Annotated in this window: 14 protein-coding genes; all 14 read left to right on the plus strand. The window is 40.1% G+C overall.

Annotated features, from left to right (window positions below):
- Positions 1 to 76: 76 nt before the first annotated feature.
- The 14 genes from LG336_RS04670 to murB all read left to right on the plus strand — a co-directional run bounded on the left by LG336_RS04670 (position 77) and on the right by murB (position 17,658).
- Positions 77 to 982 carry a 2-dehydropantoate 2-reductase gene (locus LG336_RS04670; protein ID WP_404331406.1) on the plus strand — a complete coding sequence of 302 codons (906 nt, stop codon included), beginning with the start codon at positions 77 to 79 and terminating at the stop codon, positions 980 to 982.
- Positions 979 to 1,374 (plus strand): DUF3397 domain-containing protein, encoded by a 396-nt coding sequence (locus tag LG336_RS04675; protein WP_404331407.1) that lies wholly within the window; start codon positions 979 to 981, stop codon positions 1,372 to 1,374. Before LG336_RS04670 ends, LG336_RS04675 begins: the two co-directional genes overlap by 4 nt.
- 106 nt (positions 1,375 to 1,480) lie before the next feature.
- Positions 1,481 to 3,115 carry a bacillithiol biosynthesis cysteine-adding enzyme BshC gene (bshC, locus tag LG336_RS04680; protein ID WP_404331409.1) on the plus strand — a complete coding sequence of 545 codons (1,635 nt, stop codon included), beginning with the start codon at positions 1,481 to 1,483 and terminating at the stop codon, positions 3,113 to 3,115.
- Between the two features lie 174 nt (positions 3,116 to 3,289).
- Entirely contained in the window at positions 3,290 to 3,721 is a 432-nt protein-coding gene (gene mraZ, locus LG336_RS04685) for a division/cell wall cluster transcriptional repressor MraZ (RefSeq protein ID WP_404333097.1), read from the plus strand.
- Between the two features lie 57 nt (positions 3,722 to 3,778).
- The gene (rsmH, locus tag LG336_RS04690; RefSeq protein WP_404331410.1) at positions 3,779 to 4,711 is read left to right on the plus strand and encodes a 16S rRNA (cytosine(1402)-N(4))-methyltransferase RsmH; all 933 of its coding nucleotides are present in this window, start codon (positions 3,779 to 3,781) and stop codon (positions 4,709 to 4,711) included.
- Positions 4,712 to 4,759: 48 nt separating this feature from the next.
- Positions 4,760 to 5,131 (plus strand): cell division protein FtsL, encoded by a 372-nt coding sequence (ftsL, locus tag LG336_RS04695; RefSeq protein WP_404331411.1) that lies wholly within the window; start codon positions 4,760 to 4,762, stop codon positions 5,129 to 5,131.
- Positions 5,128 to 7,404 carry a penicillin-binding protein gene (locus tag LG336_RS04700; RefSeq protein WP_404331413.1) on the plus strand — a complete coding sequence of 759 codons (2,277 nt, stop codon included), beginning with the start codon at positions 5,128 to 5,130 and terminating at the stop codon, positions 7,402 to 7,404. Before ftsL ends, LG336_RS04700 begins: the two co-directional genes overlap by 4 nt.
- Before the next feature lie 562 nt (positions 7,405 to 7,966).
- Entirely contained in the window at positions 7,967 to 9,883 is a 1,917-nt protein-coding gene (locus LG336_RS04705) for a stage V sporulation protein D (protein WP_404331415.1), read from the plus strand.
- A 271-nt stretch (positions 9,884 to 10,154) separates the two neighbouring features.
- On the plus strand, positions 10,155 to 11,624 hold the full coding sequence (locus LG336_RS04710) for a UDP-N-acetylmuramoyl-L-alanyl-D-glutamate--2,6-diaminopimelate ligase (protein ID WP_404331416.1): 1,470 nt from the start codon (positions 10,155 to 10,157) through the stop codon (positions 11,622 to 11,624).
- A 151-nt stretch (positions 11,625 to 11,775) separates the two neighbouring features.
- Positions 11,776 to 12,750 carry a phospho-N-acetylmuramoyl-pentapeptide-transferase gene (gene mraY / locus LG336_RS04715; RefSeq protein ID WP_404331417.1) on the plus strand — a complete coding sequence of 325 codons (975 nt, stop codon included), beginning with the start codon at positions 11,776 to 11,778 and terminating at the stop codon, positions 12,748 to 12,750.
- A complete protein-coding gene (murD, locus tag LG336_RS04720) occupies positions 12,751 to 14,103 on the plus strand; it encodes a UDP-N-acetylmuramoyl-L-alanine--D-glutamate ligase (RefSeq protein WP_404331418.1) in 1,353 nt (450 codons plus the stop codon). It begins immediately after the preceding gene.
- A 95-nt stretch (positions 14,104 to 14,198) separates the two neighbouring features.
- Positions 14,199 to 15,299, plus strand: coding sequence for a stage V sporulation protein E (gene spoVE, locus LG336_RS04725; protein WP_404331419.1), 1,101 nt, complete (start codon positions 14,199 to 14,201; stop codon positions 15,297 to 15,299).
- Between the two features lie 297 nt (positions 15,300 to 15,596).
- Entirely contained in the window at positions 15,597 to 16,688 is a 1,092-nt protein-coding gene (murG, locus tag LG336_RS04730) for an undecaprenyldiphospho-muramoylpentapeptide beta-N-acetylglucosaminyltransferase (RefSeq protein ID WP_404331420.1), read from the plus strand.
- Between the two features lie 61 nt (positions 16,689 to 16,749).
- A complete protein-coding gene (gene murB, locus LG336_RS04735; protein ID WP_404331421.1) occupies positions 16,750 to 17,658 on the plus strand; it encodes a UDP-N-acetylmuramate dehydrogenase in 909 nt (302 codons plus the stop codon).
- The last annotated feature ends 101 nt before the right edge of the window (positions 17,659 to 17,759 follow it).

A 17,759-nucleotide genomic window follows, 5' to 3' on the forward strand; every position in this document is an offset into this window, starting at 1 on the left:
CGGCTCCTTGTTGAAAAAATCCCAAAGGTAAACAGGTATCTGGTAAAATATATCTAAAGACTAAAATAGGGGTAAAATGATGAAAATTGGGATTATTGGAGCAGGGTCAATTGGTTTATTATTTTCATATTATTTAAGTGAAAAAAATCAGGTAACCATTTATACGCGTTCGAAAAGGCAGGCTGAACTCATTAATTTAAATGGGGTCTGTTTAATGGTTGACGGTACAACAAAAACAGTTTGGGTGGAAGCTATTCCATTTGAACTTTGGACAGGTTCAGAAGAGCTGACGATTATAACCGTAAAGCAGTATCACCTTCCAACGATTCTACCTGTACTAAATGATCGGATTAAAGGTTGGGGTAGTTTGTTGTTCCTGCAAAATGGGATGGGACATCTTAAGTGGCTTTCAGAACTCAATGCTCAAAGAATCTATCTTGGATCTGTTGAGCATGGGGCCGCAAGGGTTAATGAGTATACAGTTTCCCATAATGGTTATGGAATAACGAAATCTGCTGCCTATCGTGGCAATGAGGACTATTTAGAGTGGTTGGTCAGCTCAACTCCAGCAAATTTTCCGATTATCCTAGAGGGTGATTATCTACCGATTTTGCAAAAAAAGCTGATTGTCAATTGTATTATCAATCCACTAACAGCTACCTTTCAGGTCCCAAATGGCACACTTGTAAGTAATCCCTATTTTTATCAAATTGTTATAAGCTTTTTCGAAGAAATTGTACAGATTCTTAACATACATAATCGGGAGGAACAATTTGCAAATGTGATCTCTGTTTGTAAAAAAACCTCTGCTAATCATTCATCCATGTTAAAGGATATAGTGGCAGGTAGGGAGACGGAAATCGATGCCATTTTAGGATTTGTCCTAGAAGAGGCAAAACGGAAACAGATGCAAGCTCCGTTAACCCGAAACTATTACAATCTGATTAAAGGGAAAGAATATAAAGAGGAGGATTTCAGGTGACGGGTTTCCTTTCTGTTGCTGCGGCTACACTTGTGACATTGCCTTTAGTTGGTTACCTTCTGATGTTTATTTTCAGCAAACAACTTACTAAAAATCATAAGCGCTCTGTACAAAGAGCTATAGATTTCAGCACTTTATTATTAATTATTTCGAATCATTTTTTGATAGTTGTTATTTGGGGCAAATCATATCTGTGGCTTATCCTCCTTATTTTAATTATCTTAGCCATTATTTTTGTTCTTTATCATTGGAAGGTTCGACAGGAAATTGAATACACTCGAGTTTTTAAAGGTTATTGGCGAATGAACTTTTTACTCTTTTTCTTCTCCTATGTTGTCTTGATTATTTATGGAATAGTCCAACGGGTTTCTGGAGTTGTAGCTATATTGTAATTTGTACATAATCGTTGCTTCTCTTAATCAAAGTCTTTTTCTTTTCGAAACTAACAATGCTATACTACAAAGAGTGAAAATTGTTACGAGAAAGGAAGACTTTTACATGGAGATTTTGAATCTCTCGCTCCCGGCAGCTAACCGATTTGCTACAGGTTATCTTGATGGTGATGCAGAAATCCAGAGCTTCTTTCATTATAATTATCAGATGGATTCGGATTATAAAACCCGTTTAGAGGAATTATCAGCTAGGAAATTCTTTAGACAAGAAATCGCTCAACATATTGAACATTTCATGTCCCGTTTTCCTTCTTCAAATCAGGTAATGAAAAATATTGAAAAGCTAAAGCTCGAACATAGTGTAGCCGTAATAGGCGGACAGCAAGCAGGTCTGCTCACCGGTCCTCTCTATTCTGTTCATAAAGTGATTTCCATCATTAAGCTGGCTGAACAAAAGGAACAGGAGCTGGGTGTACCAGTAGTCCCTGTGTTTTGGATTGCAGGGGAGGATCATGATTATCAAGAGGTCAACCATGTTTATACATTAAGAAATGATAAGCTGGAAAAGGCCATTTATCCCGAAAAAAACCTTCAAAAGTGTATGCTTTCGGATACCACGTTAAATCGGGACACTTGTTTAACTTGGATTGATGAGATTATCGAGTCATTTGGTGAAACACATTACACCAATACTCTTCGGGAATTTACTAAAAAGGCTTTAGACGTATCAGAAACCTTTGTCGATTTTTTTGCGATGATTATTATGGAAATGTTTAAAGATCATGGGTTGCTCATTCTTGATTCGGGGGATAAGGAACTTCGTCGGTATGAGAGTGAATTTTTTATTCAGCAAATAAATCATCACACGGAAATCACGACAAGTGTTAAGACCCAGCAGCAAATCATTTCCAAAGCTGGTTTCAAGCCAGCGATTGACATCGGTGACGATGCTGTGAACTTGTTTTACACAGCCCCAACTACTAATGAACGGGTTCTACTTCAATATGATGGCACCAATGGTCTTTTCTATGGTAAAAATGGGGAAATATCCTTAACTAAGGATGAATTACTCACGATTGCAACAGAATTTCCTCAGAGACTCAGCAACAATGTCGTAACTAGACCATTAATGCAGGAATGGCTGTTCCCAACAATAGCTTTTATAGGGGGACCTGGAGAAATAGCTTATTGGGCGGAACTGAAGCATGTGTTTGAACAGTTTAATGTGAAAATGCCACCTCTAGTACCTAGACTTAATATTACTTTCTTGGACCGCTCAATTGAAACGGATTTAGATGAATTAAACCTAAACCTCCAGGATGTATTAGAACACGGAACAAATCAACATGAATTGAAGTTTATTGATTCGATGAAAGACCGCGAACTTGAAGAGTTGCTGGAAGGGGCTAAAAATCAGTTAAAAGCTCAATATGAACTGATTCGTTCGAAGTCAGCACATGTTGACAAGGCTTTGCTCCCGTTAGTAGAAAAGAACGAAAAAATTCTTTTAAAGCAGATTGAATTTATGGAGAAAAAGGTTTATGAATCAGTCTGTCGAAAACATGATGATGTTTTGAAGAAATTCACTAGAGTGGAAAATGCTCTTAGACCAAATGGTTCACCACAAGAAAGAGTATGGAATCCCTTCTATTATTTAAATCAGTATGGAATTGACTTTTTCTCTGCTGTTTTGACATTATCCTTTAAATTTGACGGTACCCATAAGGTTATTAAAGTTTAGACTCCTATTTGGAGTCTTTTTTTTGTTGAAAAACCAATGGATTTGTAGATGAAAACTCCTTTGATTATATGGCTATTTTGCAGGAATAAAGATAGTGGGAACGAATATTTAAAAATAGGTGGAGGAAAGTGGGGGATTGTGGTACATTTGTTTTAGAAAGTGGGGTTAATGGGTATGTTCATGGGCGAATACCATCATAACATTGATATCAAAGGTCGCCTAATCGTTCCCGCTAAATTGCGAGAAGGTCTAGGTGAAATGTTCATCATTACTCGTGGACTAGATCAATGTTTGTTTGGTTATCCCGTCTCTGAATGGGCTGTGATTGAGGACAAGCTCAAAGGCCTCCCACTAACCAAAAAAGATGCACGTGCATTCACCCGATTTTTCTTTTCAGGTGCTACCGAGAGTGAGATTGACAAACAAGGAAGAATCAATATACCATCTACGCTTCTTCAATATGCCAAGCTGGAAAAGGAATGTGTCATTTTAGGTGTTTCCAATCGGATTGAAATATGGAGCAAAGCCATTTGGGAAGAATATTTCGCACAATCAGAGGAATCTTTTGCTGAAATTGCGGAAAATATGATTGGGTTCGATATTTAAAGGTAATATTATTCTGATAAATAATAATATCACCTGTCGATTGGAAAGGGGAAAGACATGTTTAAACATACAACAGTTTTACTTGAAGAAGCAGTATCAGGACTGAATATTAAGCCGGATGGGATTTATGTGGATTGTACTCTCGGGGGTGCTGGGCATAGCGAGTTGATTTTATCGAGGCTTTCTGAAAATGGAAAGCTATACGCATTTGATCAGGATGAAACAGCGATTCAAAATGCCCGAGAAAAGTTGGCGAGATTTGGTGATGTGTTAACCATCATCAAAAGCAATTTCCTTCATTTAAAAAAAGAATTAGAACAACGGGGAGTTTATGAGGTTGATGGGGTGCTTTATGATCTGGGTGTTTCTTCTCCGCAGCTAGATAATCCCGAACGTGGATTTAGTTATCATCACGATGCCCCTCTAGATATGAGAATGGATCAGGATGCTGAAATTTCAGCCTATGAAGTAGTGAACAAATGGACGTATGAGCAGTTAGTTAAAATCTTCTTTCGTTATGGAGAAGAGAAATTTTCGAAACAAATTGCAAGGAAAATTGAAGCTGCACGGGCGGTTCAGCCGATTAATACAACTGGTGAACTTGTGGAACTAATCAAGGAAGCGATTCCTGCTCCGGCCAGAAGAACGGGTGGACACCCTGCCAAGAGAATCTTTCAAGCAATTAGAATTGCAGTTAATGACGAGCTCCAAGTTTTTGAAGATTCCTTAGAACAAGCCATGGATATGCTGGGAAAAGGTGGACGGATTAGCGTGATTACGTTCCACTCATTAGAAGACAGAATCTGTAAGGTGACAATGAAAAAAGCTAGTGAGATCCCCCCATTGCCACCGGGTTTGCCAATTATTCCAGAGGAATTTAAGCCGTCGGTTAAACTAATTACCAGGAAACCAATTCTCCCTTCTGAGGAAGAGCTCGAAGCAAATAATCGGGCACGTTCTGCGAAGCTAAGAATTGCTGAAAAGTTGTAACCCACGAGACAGTACGACAGAACAAAACATTAAACAGGAGGAAATAGGATGAGCAATCTTGCTAAAAAAATACAGCAGGAAGAACAGCAGCATTCGTATCAGCAAACATCAATTGCACCGAAACCGGTCGCACCGAGAAAATTCAACTGGCTGTCCCCTGGAGAAAGAATATTAATTTTTTCATTTGGTGTTTTGTTCTGTATTGGAGCGGCCTTTATCATTTCTAAACAAGCTGATATTTACCAGGTGAATAAAGAAATTCAGCTTGTAGAAAGCTCGATTCAAGACCAGCATAAGGTAAATAGCGATTTAGAAATGCAAATTAGTGAGTTGAGCCGCTATGAACGGATTAAGGAACAGGCTGAAAAACTCGGCTTAAGCCTAAATGAGAACAATGTTAAGGTTGTGCAGGGACAATGAACAGGAAACAGCCAAATATGAATGTAGGAGCAGCTGGATTGTTTTTCATATTCAGCCTGCTCTTTTTTATCTTAATTTATCGATTTTTATCCATTCAAATCACAGGTGAGGTGGACGGCCAGGTCCTTGCGGCTAAAGCTCAACAAAAGTATTCAAATGAGACAGTGATTGAGGCAGTTAGAGGGACAATCTTCGACCGAAATAATGAAGTTGTTGCAGAAGATGCGAGCGCCTACACATTAGTGGCTATTCTCGATGAAAGTATGACGACGAATCCAAAAGAACCAAAGCATGTTGTTGATCCAGAAAAAACAGCGAAGGTTCTTGCTAAATATATTAATATGGATGAGTCAGAGATACTTCAACGCTTAACGAAAGATGGACCGTTTCAGATCGAATTTGGTGTCGCGGGCAGGGACATCTCTCATCAAGTTAAAAGTGAATTAGAAAAGGAAAAACTACCGGGCATTATTTTTACTAAAGGTTCTAAGCGGTTTTATCCAAATGGTGTATTCTCCTCTCACTTAATTGGCTTTGTTGAGAAAAAGGAAAACGATGCCGGGCGAACAGAAACGAGCGGGAAGCTGGGGATAGAGCAAAGTTATAATGAGGTTCTGACAGGAAAAAATGGGTCTTTGAAGGTTAAAAGTGATCTTTGGGGTTTCTTGTTACCAGATGCAGAAAAGGATATTACACCTGCAGAGAACGGCGATAATATTTACTTAACGATTGATAAAAAAATTCAGACGTTTCTTGAAGATGCGATGAACCGGGTCGATGAGGAATATAAACCAGAAAAAATCATCGCGGTTGTAGCGGACCCAAAAACGGGTGATATTCTAGCAATGGGCCAAAGGCCGACATTCCACCCGCAAACAAGAGAAGGAATCGATAAAAGCTGGCATAATGAAATTATTGAAACAACTATTGAGCCGGGGTCAACCATGAAGACCTTTACTTTGGCTGCTGCAGTAGAGGAAAATGTTTTTAACCCAAATGAAACTTTTCAGTCTGGTTCTTATCGAGTTACACCAAAATCCGTTCCTATTCGTGACCATAACTACGGTAGGGGGTGGGGTGAGATATCGTATCTTGAAGGAATTCAACGCTCGTCCAATGTCGCTGTTGCAAAATTAGTAAACGAAAAAATGGGTGTAGACACATTTAGAAACTACTTAACGGCATTTGGCTTTGATAAACCAACAGGAATTGAACTTCCTAACGAAGTATCAGGAAAGATTCAGTATGAATGGCCCATTGAAAAAGTGACCACGTCATTTGGGCAAGGGACGACCATGACTCCGTTGCAATTAGTTCAGGCCGCTACAGCCGTTGCGAATAACGGGAAAATGATGAAACCTAGAATTATTGATAAAATTGTTGATTCCAACACTGGAGAAGTAATTGAACAAATTGAACCTGAAATTGCAGGGACACCTATTTCTCCTGAAACCGCTAAACAGGTAAGAGAAATCCTCGAAACTACCGTTACAAATGAAGAGCATGGTACCGGGGGAAATTATCGAATCGAAGGGTATAATGTTGCTGGAAAAACAGGCACCGCACAGATTCCTGGGGATGATGGAAGATATTTAACAGGGCGTGAAAACTTCCTATTCTCCTTCTTAGGAATGGCTCCAACAGAGGATCCGGAATTAATTGTTTTTGTGGCTGTTCAACAGCCACAAATTGATGAAAGTACAAATGGCTCCGTTCCTGTTTCGATGATTTTTAATCCGGTTATGAAAAGTAGTTTGCAATATTTAAATATCCAACCTGCTTCCCAAGGGAAAATTACTTCAAATGAGGTTCCTAATGTCTCTGGGAAGGGGATTGACGAAGCGAAAAAACTACTTCAAGAAACAGGCTTAAAGCCAGTGGTAGTTGGTAATGGTGAAAAAATAGTTAGTCAATTACCAGAGGCGGGCGTGAACACACTTGAAGGAGAACGGATTTTGTTAAGAACATCTGGGGATGAAATCATTGTTCCGGATATGATGAATTGGTCGTTTAGAGATACAATGAAATTCGCTAAAATTGCAGAGTTAAACTTAAACAAGGCTGGAAATGGCTTTGTAACAAAACAAAGTATAAAACCTGGGACGTCTGTAAGTAGCGGCGAGTATTTAATTGTAGAGCTTACCACTCCGCTTCAGGAAGTAGAGGCTGAAGAAGCGGCTAAGGATAGTGACAATAGTGAGGGTGAAAGTGAAACGGTAGACGATAGTTCAAGCGCTGAAAATAATGAAACAGAGGAAGTCGTATACGACTAACCTCTGTTTTTTTGTTTGGGAACGTTTCTTTAAGTTTGGGAAGCTATGGGGGTGTTTCAATGTTGAGCATAGTAGTGATAAGGGTTCGAGTATGGGAACGGAAAGAGCATTTCACTGCCCATAGTAGTGGTGATGGTTCAAGTATAGGAATTGTAAGTGAATTTCACTGCCTATAGTGGTGATGATGGTTCAAGTATGGGAACGGAAAGAGCATTTCATTGCCCATAGTAGTGGTGATGGTTCAAGTATGGGAACAGTAAGTGAATTTCACTGCCCATAGTGATGATACTTGTTCAAGTATGGGAATCAAAAGTGAATTTCAATAGACTTCACCCATCTCCTACGATAAATCAACATCGAATCGAATGGTTACACTCCTTGTGTTGTCCAGCTTCAGCTACTAGGGCTCGTCTTATGCCTGTCGGAGCTGATCGAGCCGCTTCGGCTTTTGTGGTTATATTGGTTTTCGTACAAGCATATATTTGAACAAGCAGTATACCTAGGATGTGGCTTACATGGCGTAAGTGCTGTTGGGGGGTATTTGAAGGAGGATGTTCGTTATATGCGTGTATCTAATGTGACGGTTAGGAAGAGACTAGCCTTTACTCTTGTTGTAGGAATTCTCGTTTTTTTAATTATTGATATTAGGCTTGGGTATGTGCAGTTTTTTATGGGGGATTGGCTAACGGATAAAGCGAAAAGTTCTTGGAGTCGAAATATTCCTTTTGAACCGAAGCGGGGAGAAATTGTTGATCGGAACGGTGTAGCTTTGGCAACGAATATTAGTGCGCCCACGGTTTGGGTTGTTCCGAGGCAAATTGAAAATCCGGACGAGACTGCCAAAAAGCTTGCGCCTGTCTTAAACATAAAGACAGAAAAGGTTTATCAATACATTACAAAAGGAGAGTCTATCGTAAGAATCAATGAGGCAAGAAAAATCTCACATGAAAAAGCGAAGGAAGTAAGGGCACTAAATTTGAAAGGGATCTATATTGGCGAAGATTCCAAGCGGCATTACCCTTTTGGCGATTATTTATCACATGTTCTTGGTTTTGCGGGAATTGACAATCAAGGATTAATGGGACTTGAATTATATTATGATGAGGAACTAAAGGGCGAGCAGGGCTCAGTCCAATTTTACGCAAATGCAAAAGGGCAGAGAATGGAAGATATGGCGGATGATTATGAACCGCCAAAAGACGGTCTTGACCTGAAGCTGACAATCGATAGTAAAGTACAAACAATTATGGAAAGAGAATTAGATATTGCCGAGGCGAAATATAATCCTGATGGAATCATCGCAATCGCCATGAATCCAAATAACGGAGAGATCCTTGGGATGTCGAGTAGACCTAATTTTGATCCTGCTAATTTCCAAACTGTTTCCCCGGATGTGTATAACCGGAACTTACCAATATGGAGTACGTATGAACCAGGTTCAACCTTTAAAATTATTACCTTAGCAGCTGCACTAGAAGAAGGAAAAGTGGATTTGGATAAGGACAATTTTCATGACCCAGGGCATATTGAAGTGGCGGGAACGAGAATTCATTGTTGGAAATCAGGTGGACATGGTAGCCAAACCTTTCTTGAAGTGGTTCAGAACTCTTGTAACCCAGGATTTGTTGAACTTGGAGAGAGACTAGGAAAGGAAACGTTATTCAAATATGTTCACGGGTTTGGATTTGGACAAAAAACAGGAATTGACTTGCAAGGCGAGTCAGCGGGAATTCTATTTAATATAGATAGAGTAGGACCACTAGAGCAAGCAACGACTGCGTTTGGTCAGGGTGTTTCGGTTACACCAATCCAACAGGTAGCTGCTGTTTCTGCAGCGGTGAATGGTGGGACACTGTATACTCCGTATATTGCGAAGGAGCTAGTTAACCCCGCGACAGGAGAAATTGTCATGCAAAAGTCGCCGGAAGCAAAAAGAAAAGTCATTTCAGAAGAAACCTCGAAAGAAATTAGACGTGCACTTGAGACTGTTGTTGCACAAGGCTCTGGAAAAGGTGCTTTCGTCGAATCTTATCGTGTTGGTGGAAAGACGGGAACAGCGCAAAAGGCTCAAGGTGGAAGGTATTTAGAAAACAATCATATTGTTTCGTTTATTGGGTTTGCCCCCGCGGATGATCCGCAATTAGTTATCTATGTTGCAGTGGATAACCCAAAAGGTACCGTCCAATTTGGTGGTGTTGTCGCAGCTCCAATCGTGGGGAACATAATGGAAAGTAGTTTGCATGCCTTGGAGGTTGAACCGAGAAAGGAACAAGTTGAAAAAGAACTTACATGGTTGGATACCCCAATGATTGAAGTTCCAGACCTGGTTGGTTTATCTAAAAAAGAAATTCGAGAGATGTTTGTAAATTTAAAAATTGATACTAGTGGTGAAGGAGATAAAGTGGTTAAACAATCACCATCTGCAGGTGTTAAAGTGAAAGAAGGCTCAACGATAAGGATTTATATGGGAGAGGGGTAAATTCTCCCCAATAAAAAAACATACTAACTAAGAAAATATAAAATCAACGGGCGGCGAATATATTCATTTTTCGCGGCCTCTTTTTTTTCCAGAAGTACATATAATGAGATGATAGCTAAATTCAACCTAATCATGTAAAATAAAGTGATGCTTCCATCAGTGGTGGAAGAGGAAAGAATGGTCCATATGAGCAGTTTCCCTCGGTAATGTTAAGGGAGAGAACTGCCCGTATGTGGTGAAAATTGCATGTTGTTTGAGAGGATTTGATAGTATGAAACTACATAAGCTACTGGATTCATTGGGGACATTCGGTAACTATACTGAGGAAAACCCTGAAATTACTTCCATTGAAAATGATAATAGGAAAGTAATACAAGGAAGCTTATTTATTTGCGTTAAAGGGTATACCGTGGATGGTCATGACTTTGCGAAATCTGCAGTTGATAAAGGTGCAGTAGCTGTCCTGGCAGAGAGAGACTTAGACCTAACTGTCCCCGTCATTGTTGTGAAAAACACATCAAGGTCAATGGCTATTCTAGCGGATGCTTTTTATGAACAACCGAGTCATAAGCTTCACATGATTGGGATTACGGGAACGAATGGCAAGACAACAACCAGTCATTTAATAGATACTATTTTTGCTGATGCAGGTCAGAAAACCGGCTTAATTGGCACGATGTATACAAAGATTGGGGACCAAACATTCGAGGTCAAAAATACAACACCCGAAAGTTTAACATTACAAAAAACACTAAGAAAAATGGTTGATGAAAAAGTGGAGACCACGGTGATGGAGGTTTCTTCGCATGCCCTTGTCCATGGGAGGGTCCATGGAACTGATTATGACGTTGCCGTGTTTACAAACTTAACTCAGGATCATCTTGATTATCATAAAACAATGGAAGAGTATAAAAAGGCAAAAGGGCTCTTGTTTTCTCAATTAGGTAACAGTTTTAACCACCAAAAACCCAAGTACGCGGTGCTTAATGCAGATGATCCTACGAGTGTGGAGTACGAACGAAGTACGGCTGCGATTTCATTTACATATGGAATTGATAACGATGCAGACCTTCAAGCGAAAAATATACAAATGTCCGCAAGTGGAACTTCGTTTGACCTGGTAAGCCCTTTCGGAGTTCATAAGGTGAATATCCAACTAATTGGGAAGTTTAGTGTGTACAATGTTCTTGCTGCAATTGGTACAGCGCTTGTTTCAGGCCTACCGCTAGCTGCAATTATCTCATCAGTGGAAAAGGTAAAAGGAGTTTCAGGCCGATTCGAACCCGTTGATGCAGGTCAAGACTTTTCGGTTATAGTAGACTATGCGCATACGCCTGATAGTCTTGAAAATGTATTAAATACTGTTCGGCAATTTGCCCAAAAACGTATTTTTGTCGTTGTTGGCTGTGGTGGCGATCGTGACCGTACAAAACGCCCTCTGATGGCAAAAATAGCTTGTGAAAATGCGACAGATGCTATCTTCACCTCAGATAACCCCCGGAGTGAAGACCCTGAACAAATCCTTCGAGATATGGAGGAGGGTGTCAGTGAGGAAAACTACACCAAAATTACTGACCGAGAAGAAGCAATCCGCTATGCGGTCCGGCAGGCAAACGATGGGGATGTTATTTTAATTGCAGGAAAAGGACATGAGACGTATCAGAAAATCGGAGATAAAGTTTTTGATTTTGATGATAGAGAAATTGCATTTAGTGCAATAAAGCAGAGAAAGGAACAATAGAATAAAGTGATGGACAATAAAATGATACAAGACACACTATATACAACTTTTCGTTTTCTAAGTAAGAATGGTTTCAAGGGGCTAGACACCTTACCATGTTTGATGAATAGGACTGCTATTATCAGCAACCCAGAAGGAAGGGGGGAATAATATGCTGGAGCAGGTCATTTTATTTACAATTTTATTGAGCTTTTTAATCACAGTTATCCTTTCTCCAGTGTTTATTCCGTTCTTAAGAAGATTAAAATTCGGTCAGAGCATCCGTGAGGAAGGACCAAAGTCTCATCAAAAAAAGACAGGTACGCCTACGATGGGTGGATTGATGATTCTATTGTCTATCGTCGTGACAACGATTGTCATGACTCAGAAGTTTTCAAGTCTGACTGTAGAAACTTTTCTTTTGTTATTTGTGACACTCGGATTTGGCTTGTTGGGATTTTTGGATGATTTTATTAAAGTTGTCATGAAGCGTAATCTTGGATTAACATCTAAACAAAAACTGCTAGGGCAAATAGTTGTTTCGGTCATTTTTTATGTGGTTTTTCAGCAGAGTGATTTTTCAACAATCATCTCTATTCCGCTCACAGATATCTCGTTTGATCTTGGATGGGGATACGTATTACTTGTCATTTTTTGGATGGTCGGTTTTTCAAATGCTGTCAATCTGACGGATGGCTTAGATGGTCTCGTTTCGGGTACTGCCGCAATTGCTTTTGGTGCATTTGCTGTTCTTGCGTGGAATCAGTCCCTATTCGAAGTCTCCATCTTTTCAGTTGCTGTTGTGGGAGCGGTTCTAGGATTTCTAGTCTTTAATGCTCACCCAGCTAAAGTATTCATGGGCGATACAGGTTCCTTAGCACTTGGAGGAGCAATTGCTACAATTGCGATTTTAACAAAGTTAGAGTTTTTATTAATTATTATTGGTGGGGTATTTGTCGTCGAGACTCTTTCGGTCATTCTTCAAGTCATTTCCTTTAAAACGACAGGGAAACGAATTTTTAGGATGAGTCCGCTACATCACCATTATGAGCTTCTTGGTTGGTCCGAATGGCGTGTTGTCGTCACGTTTTGGACTGTGGGTCTTCTATTCGCCATTATTGGTATATATATTGAGGTGTGGATATAAGTGAAGCAGGTTGATCTTTATAAACATAAGAAAATACTCGTTCTGGGGCTGGCGAAAAGCGGTGTCAGTGCGGCTGCTCTGTTACATAAGCTTGGAGCATTTGTGACAGTTAACGATAGTAAACCATTATCAGAAAACCCTGAGGCTCAAAAACTGCTAGAGCAGGGGATTAAGGTTGTTTGCGGTAGCCACCCTGTGGAACTTATGGAGGAAGGGTTTGAATTAGTTGTCAAGAACCCAGGCATCCCATATCAGAACCCTATGATTTTGAAGGCTATAGAGAAGCGAATTCCTGTTATTACAGAAGTGGAACTTGCGTATCAAATTTCCGAAGCACCGTTTATCGGGATTACAGGTACAAATGGAAAAACGACAACGACTACATTGATATTTGAGATGTTAAGAGAAGGAGGGAGAAATCCACTGATTGCTGGGAATATCGGGACGGTAGCTTCCGGTGTGGCCCAGGAGGCAAGCCAGGATGATAATATTGTTATTGAATTATCTTCCTTTCAGCTAATGGGGATTTCTTCTTTTCGTCCTAAAATTGCTATCATCACAAATTTATATAATGCCCATCTCGACTACCATGGTACACTCGAGGAATATCATCTAGCAAAGGCCAGGATTACAGAAAATCAGCAAGAAGATGATTATTTTATCTGTAATGCAGACCAAGAAGAAGTGATGGATATCGCCCGAAACTCTAAAGCGAATATTATCCCATTTTCTACAAAAAACATCCTTAAAAAGGGGGTCTTTGTGGATGATGGGTGGGTGTTTTTCAATCAGGAAAAAATCATTTCCCAGAGGGATATCGCTCTCCCAGGGGAGCATAATTTAGAAAATATTTTATCTGCTGTGGCTGCTGCAAAATTGGCAGGTGCCGAAAACGAAGCAATTATTCATGTTTTAAAGACATTTACCGGCGTACGCCATCGTCTGCAATTCGTTGATGAGATATCAGAACGCAAATTTTATAATGACTCAAAAGCCACAAATATTTTAGCGACTCAAAAGGCGCTTTCCGCGTTTGATGCCCCCATCATTTTACTGGCTGGCGGGCTTGATAGAGGGAATAGCTTCGATGAGCTCATTCCGTCGCTTAAAGGGATTAAAGTGCTTATTACCTTTGGACAAACAGCCGGAAAGATTGAGGAAGCAGGAAAGCAGGCAGGGATAAAAACAATCATTCGCGTCGATAATGTTGAAAAAGCCGTTCCTGAAGCTTTCAATTTATCTGATGCCGGAGACGTCATTTTGCTTTCCCCTGCATGTGCAAGTTGGGACCAATATAAAACTTTTGAGGTCAGGGGAGACATGTTCATCGAAGCCGTGCATAAGCTTAAGTAGGGCTTGTCTTTGATCTCACTCGATTACCCGCTTTGTGCTGGATAGATTGGCAAGCATCGTACAGGCCCGAATCTAATCAGCCGAGGTGTTTTAAGTTGCCAACGAAAAAAACAACCCCTGACTTTATTTTGCTAATTGTTACTTTTTCGCTACTCGCTGTGGGGATGACGATGGTCTACAGCGCTAGTGCAATTTGGGCAGAGTATAAATTCGATGATTCTTTCTTTTTTGCTAAGAGACAGATGTTATTTGCTGTCGTCGGAATCATAGCGATGTTCTTTATTATGAATGTTGATTATTGGACATGGAGAACGTGGGCGAAAGTCATTCTCATTGTCTGTTTTGTCCTTCTAGTCCTTGTTTTAATACCAGGGATTGGGAATGTGCGGAATGGTTCTAGAAGTTGGATAGGAGTAGGCGCCTTTTCTGTCCAGCCATCAGAGTTTATGAAATTGGCGATGATTGCGTTTCTTGCAAAGTTCTTATCTGAGAAACAAAAGCAAATAACGTCGTTCAAGTCAGGTTTGCTACCATCCTTAGGTCTTGTTTTTACAGCTTTTGCTCTCATTATGCTACAGCCTGATTTAGGTACCGGGACCGTAATGGTAGGGACCTGTGTCGTCATGATTTTCATCTCTGGAGCGAGGGTCATGCATTTTGTTTACTTAGGTCTTCTTGGGGCCGCTGGATTTGTCGGATTAATTGCCTCAGCACCTTATCGTATGGATCGTATTACCTCCTTCTTAGACCCTTGGAAAGACCCGCTTGGCACTGGGTTTCAAATGATTCAATCTCTTTATGCAATAGGTCCAGGTGGATTATTTGGGTTAGGATTAGGGGAGAGTAGACAAAAATTCTTTTACTTACCTGAGCCGCAGACAGACTTTATTTTTGCCATTATCGCCGAGGAGCTAGGGTTTATCGGAGGTTCCTTTGTCTTGCTTCTGTTTTCCCTCTTGCTTTGGAGAGGGGTAAGAATTGCCTTAGGAGCGCCCGATTTATACGGGAGTTTGCTCGCCACGGGGATTATTGCTATGATTGCCATCCAAGTGATGATCAATATTGGAGTTGTTACTGGGTTGATGCCAGTCACTGGGATTACGTTACCGTTTCTTAGTTATGGTGGTTCCTCTCTGACCTTGATGTTGATGGCAGTAGGCGTCCTATTAAATATAAGCAGATATTCGAGATATTAATATAACCCTGTTGTACAGGGTTCTTTTTGTTCAATCTAGGGTATTTTTTCTTTGATTTTTCATATTATTTTTAGAATGCACATACGCTTTATATGGTGTTAATCTTTCGTAAAGAAATGTTTTGACCGTGTAAAGTGAACACTAGACGTATGTTACAATTCAATAACAATCTTTTTAAAATCAATTTAGGAGTTTAGAATGTAGTAGAATAGGATATAGCCTGAGAAGCTTTGCATTCCTTAGCAAAATTTCCTGGTTTGTTCCTTGTATCTAATTGCTCTTCAATGAGGTGAGAAAATGAAAATAGTAGTAAGCGGTGGGGGAACCGGAGGACATATTTATCCGGCACTAGCTTTAATCAGAGAGATAAAAAAGAAAGATCCAAACGCTGAATTTCTATATATAGGAACGGAAAAGGGCCTGGAAAGCACGATTGTCCCAAGGGAGAATATCCCTTTTAAATCGATACATATCACAGGCTTTAGACGGAAGCTAAGTTTTGAAAATATCAAAACGGTTCTTAGGTTCCTAAAGGGAGTTTCGGATAGTAAAAAGATTCTAGAAGAATTTAATGCAGACGTTGTGATTGGCACGGGGGGATATGTTTGTGGCCCGGTTGTCTATGCAGCGGCAAAATTAGGAATTCCGACCATTATTCATGAACAAAATAGTATTCCCGGGTTAACAAACAAGTTTTTAAGTAGATATGTTGATCGGATTGGGATTTGTTTCGAGGATGCAAGGCAGTATTTCCCAGCTGAAAAGGTCGTGATGACCGGCAACCCGCGAGCTTCTGAAGTGTTAGGTCAAGACGGGAATAAGGGAAGACTTTCAGTTGGATTAAAAGACAACCAACCTGCTGTCTTAATTTTTGGAGGCAGTAGAGGAGCAAAGCCTTTAAATGAAGCTGTTTTAAAAAGTCTGACAGAAATGGGAAGTAAACCGTATCAGGTTTTATATATAACTGGGGATGTACATTATGAAGAGGTTAAGAAAGAAGTAGAGTTAATTGGTAATCCGGAGAATGTCATCATAAAGCCATTTATCCACAATATGCCTGAAGTTCTAGCAGGGATTGATTTAACTGTGGCACGTGCAGGCGCAACTACACTTGCTGAATTGACCTCACTTGGGATTCCTAGTATCCTAATTCCAAGTCCGTATGTGACTGATAATCACCAGGAAAAAAATGCACTGGCTTTAAGCACGCATCATGCTGCAGAGCTATTACTTGAAAGGGATTTAACCGGACCTAAACTTATTGAAAAGATTGATGGAATCTTGACAAATAGCGAAAAGTTAGCGGAAATGAAATCCGCTTCGAGAAGATTAGGCATACAAGACGCTGCGAACCGCATGCATCAGCTTATTAAAGAACTTGTTAAGTAGCCCAGTGACTATTTCATGCATAGTATAGATAAATGGATTTTGCTGAAAGGAAGATTTTTGAATGAAGGAATTGGCGAAACAGCTTCAAGAGATGAAGATTGGCATCGTAAAAGAGAATGAGCCATTAGCATGTCATACAACGATTAAGATTGGTGGACCAGCAGATTTATTTATTGAGCCTTCAACAATTGAAAATCTTGAGAAAGCCATGAAAGTGGTTCGTGAAGCTGGTGTTAAATGGACAGCAATTGGTCGTGGATCTAACCTACTTGTATCGGATAAAGGCATAGAAGGGGTTGTCATCAAGCTAGGGTCGGGTCTTGACCATGTTGAAGTGGCTGACACAAGAGTAACGGTTGGAGCTGGGGCTTCCATTGTAGCTTTAGCGATGACATTAAGTCGAAAAGGCCTTACTGGCTTAGAGTTTGCCAGTGGAATTCCAGGTTCTGTAGGTGGAGCCGTTTATATGAACGCAGGTGCCCACGGATCAGATATCTCGAGGATACTAGAACAAGCTCACATCCTATTTGAGGATGGCACAATGGAATGGTTGTCAGCGGAACAAATGAAGTTTTCCTATAGAACTTCTGTGTTACAAAAGGAAAGGCCTGGTATTGTCTTGGAGGCAGTATTTAATCTTCAAGAGGGTGATATTGAGGATATTAAATCGGTCATTAAGAAAAATAAAGACTACCGGAAGGATACTCAGCCATGGAGCTCTCCATGTGCAGGGAGTATTTTTAGAAACCCGTTACCTAATTATGCTGGTCAGTTAGTAGAAAAGGCGGGTTTGAAAGGATATTCGATTGGTGGCGCGCAAATTTCTGAAATGCATGGGAATTTCATCGTAAACACTGGGAATGCAACTGCTGGCGATGTTTTGGCGTTGATTGATTATGTTAAAGCAAAGATATGGGACTTGTATAGTGTTAGGATGGAAACAGAGGTAGAAATCATAGGTAAAATTTAAACCAAAAACCTCTGTAATTGGAAAAAATGTGGTATAATAATTCATCAGATTATGTAGAGAAATTGTGGACTTGAGCGATTAACGGCATGATTTTCGTGCCG

The sequence above is a fragment of the Mesobacillus maritimus genome (assembly GCF_044803185.1).
Classification (GTDB): domain Bacteria; phylum Bacillota; class Bacilli; order Bacillales; family Cytobacillaceae; genus Mesobacillus_B; species Mesobacillus_B maritimus_B.

Bases quoted from the DNA above. Each gene is read 5' to 3' on its own strand.
- LG336_RS04670 (WP_404331406.1), top strand. From the start codon at position 77: ATGATGAAAATTGGGATTATTGGAGCAGGGTCAATTGGTTTATTATTT.
- bshC (WP_404331409.1), top strand. From the start codon at position 1,481: ATGGAGATTTTGAATCTCTCGCTCCCGGCAGCTAACCGATTTGCTACA.
- mraZ (WP_404333097.1), top strand. From the start codon at position 3,290: ATGTTCATGGGCGAATACCATCATAACATTGATATCAAAGGTCGCCTA.
- rsmH (WP_404331410.1), top strand. From the start codon at position 3,779: ATGTTTAAACATACAACAGTTTTACTTGAAGAAGCAGTATCAGGACTG.
- ftsL (WP_404331411.1), top strand. From the start codon at position 4,760: ATGAGCAATCTTGCTAAAAAAATACAGCAGGAAGAACAGCAGCATTCG.
- LG336_RS04700 (WP_404331413.1), top strand. From the start codon at position 5,128: ATGAACAGGAAACAGCCAAATATGAATGTAGGAGCAGCTGGATTGTTT.
- LG336_RS04705 (WP_404331415.1), top strand. From the start codon at position 7,967: ATGCGTGTATCTAATGTGACGGTTAGGAAGAGACTAGCCTTTACTCTT.
- LG336_RS04710 (WP_404331416.1), top strand. From the start codon at position 10,155: ATGAAACTACATAAGCTACTGGATTCATTGGGGACATTCGGTAACTAT.
- mraY (WP_404331417.1), top strand. From the start codon at position 11,776: ATGCTGGAGCAGGTCATTTTATTTACAATTTTATTGAGCTTTTTAATC.
- murG (WP_404331420.1), top strand. From the start codon at position 15,597: ATGAAAATAGTAGTAAGCGGTGGGGGAACCGGAGGACATATTTATCCG.
- murB (WP_404331421.1), top strand. From the start codon at position 16,750: ATGAAGGAATTGGCGAAACAGCTTCAAGAGATGAAGATTGGCATCGTA.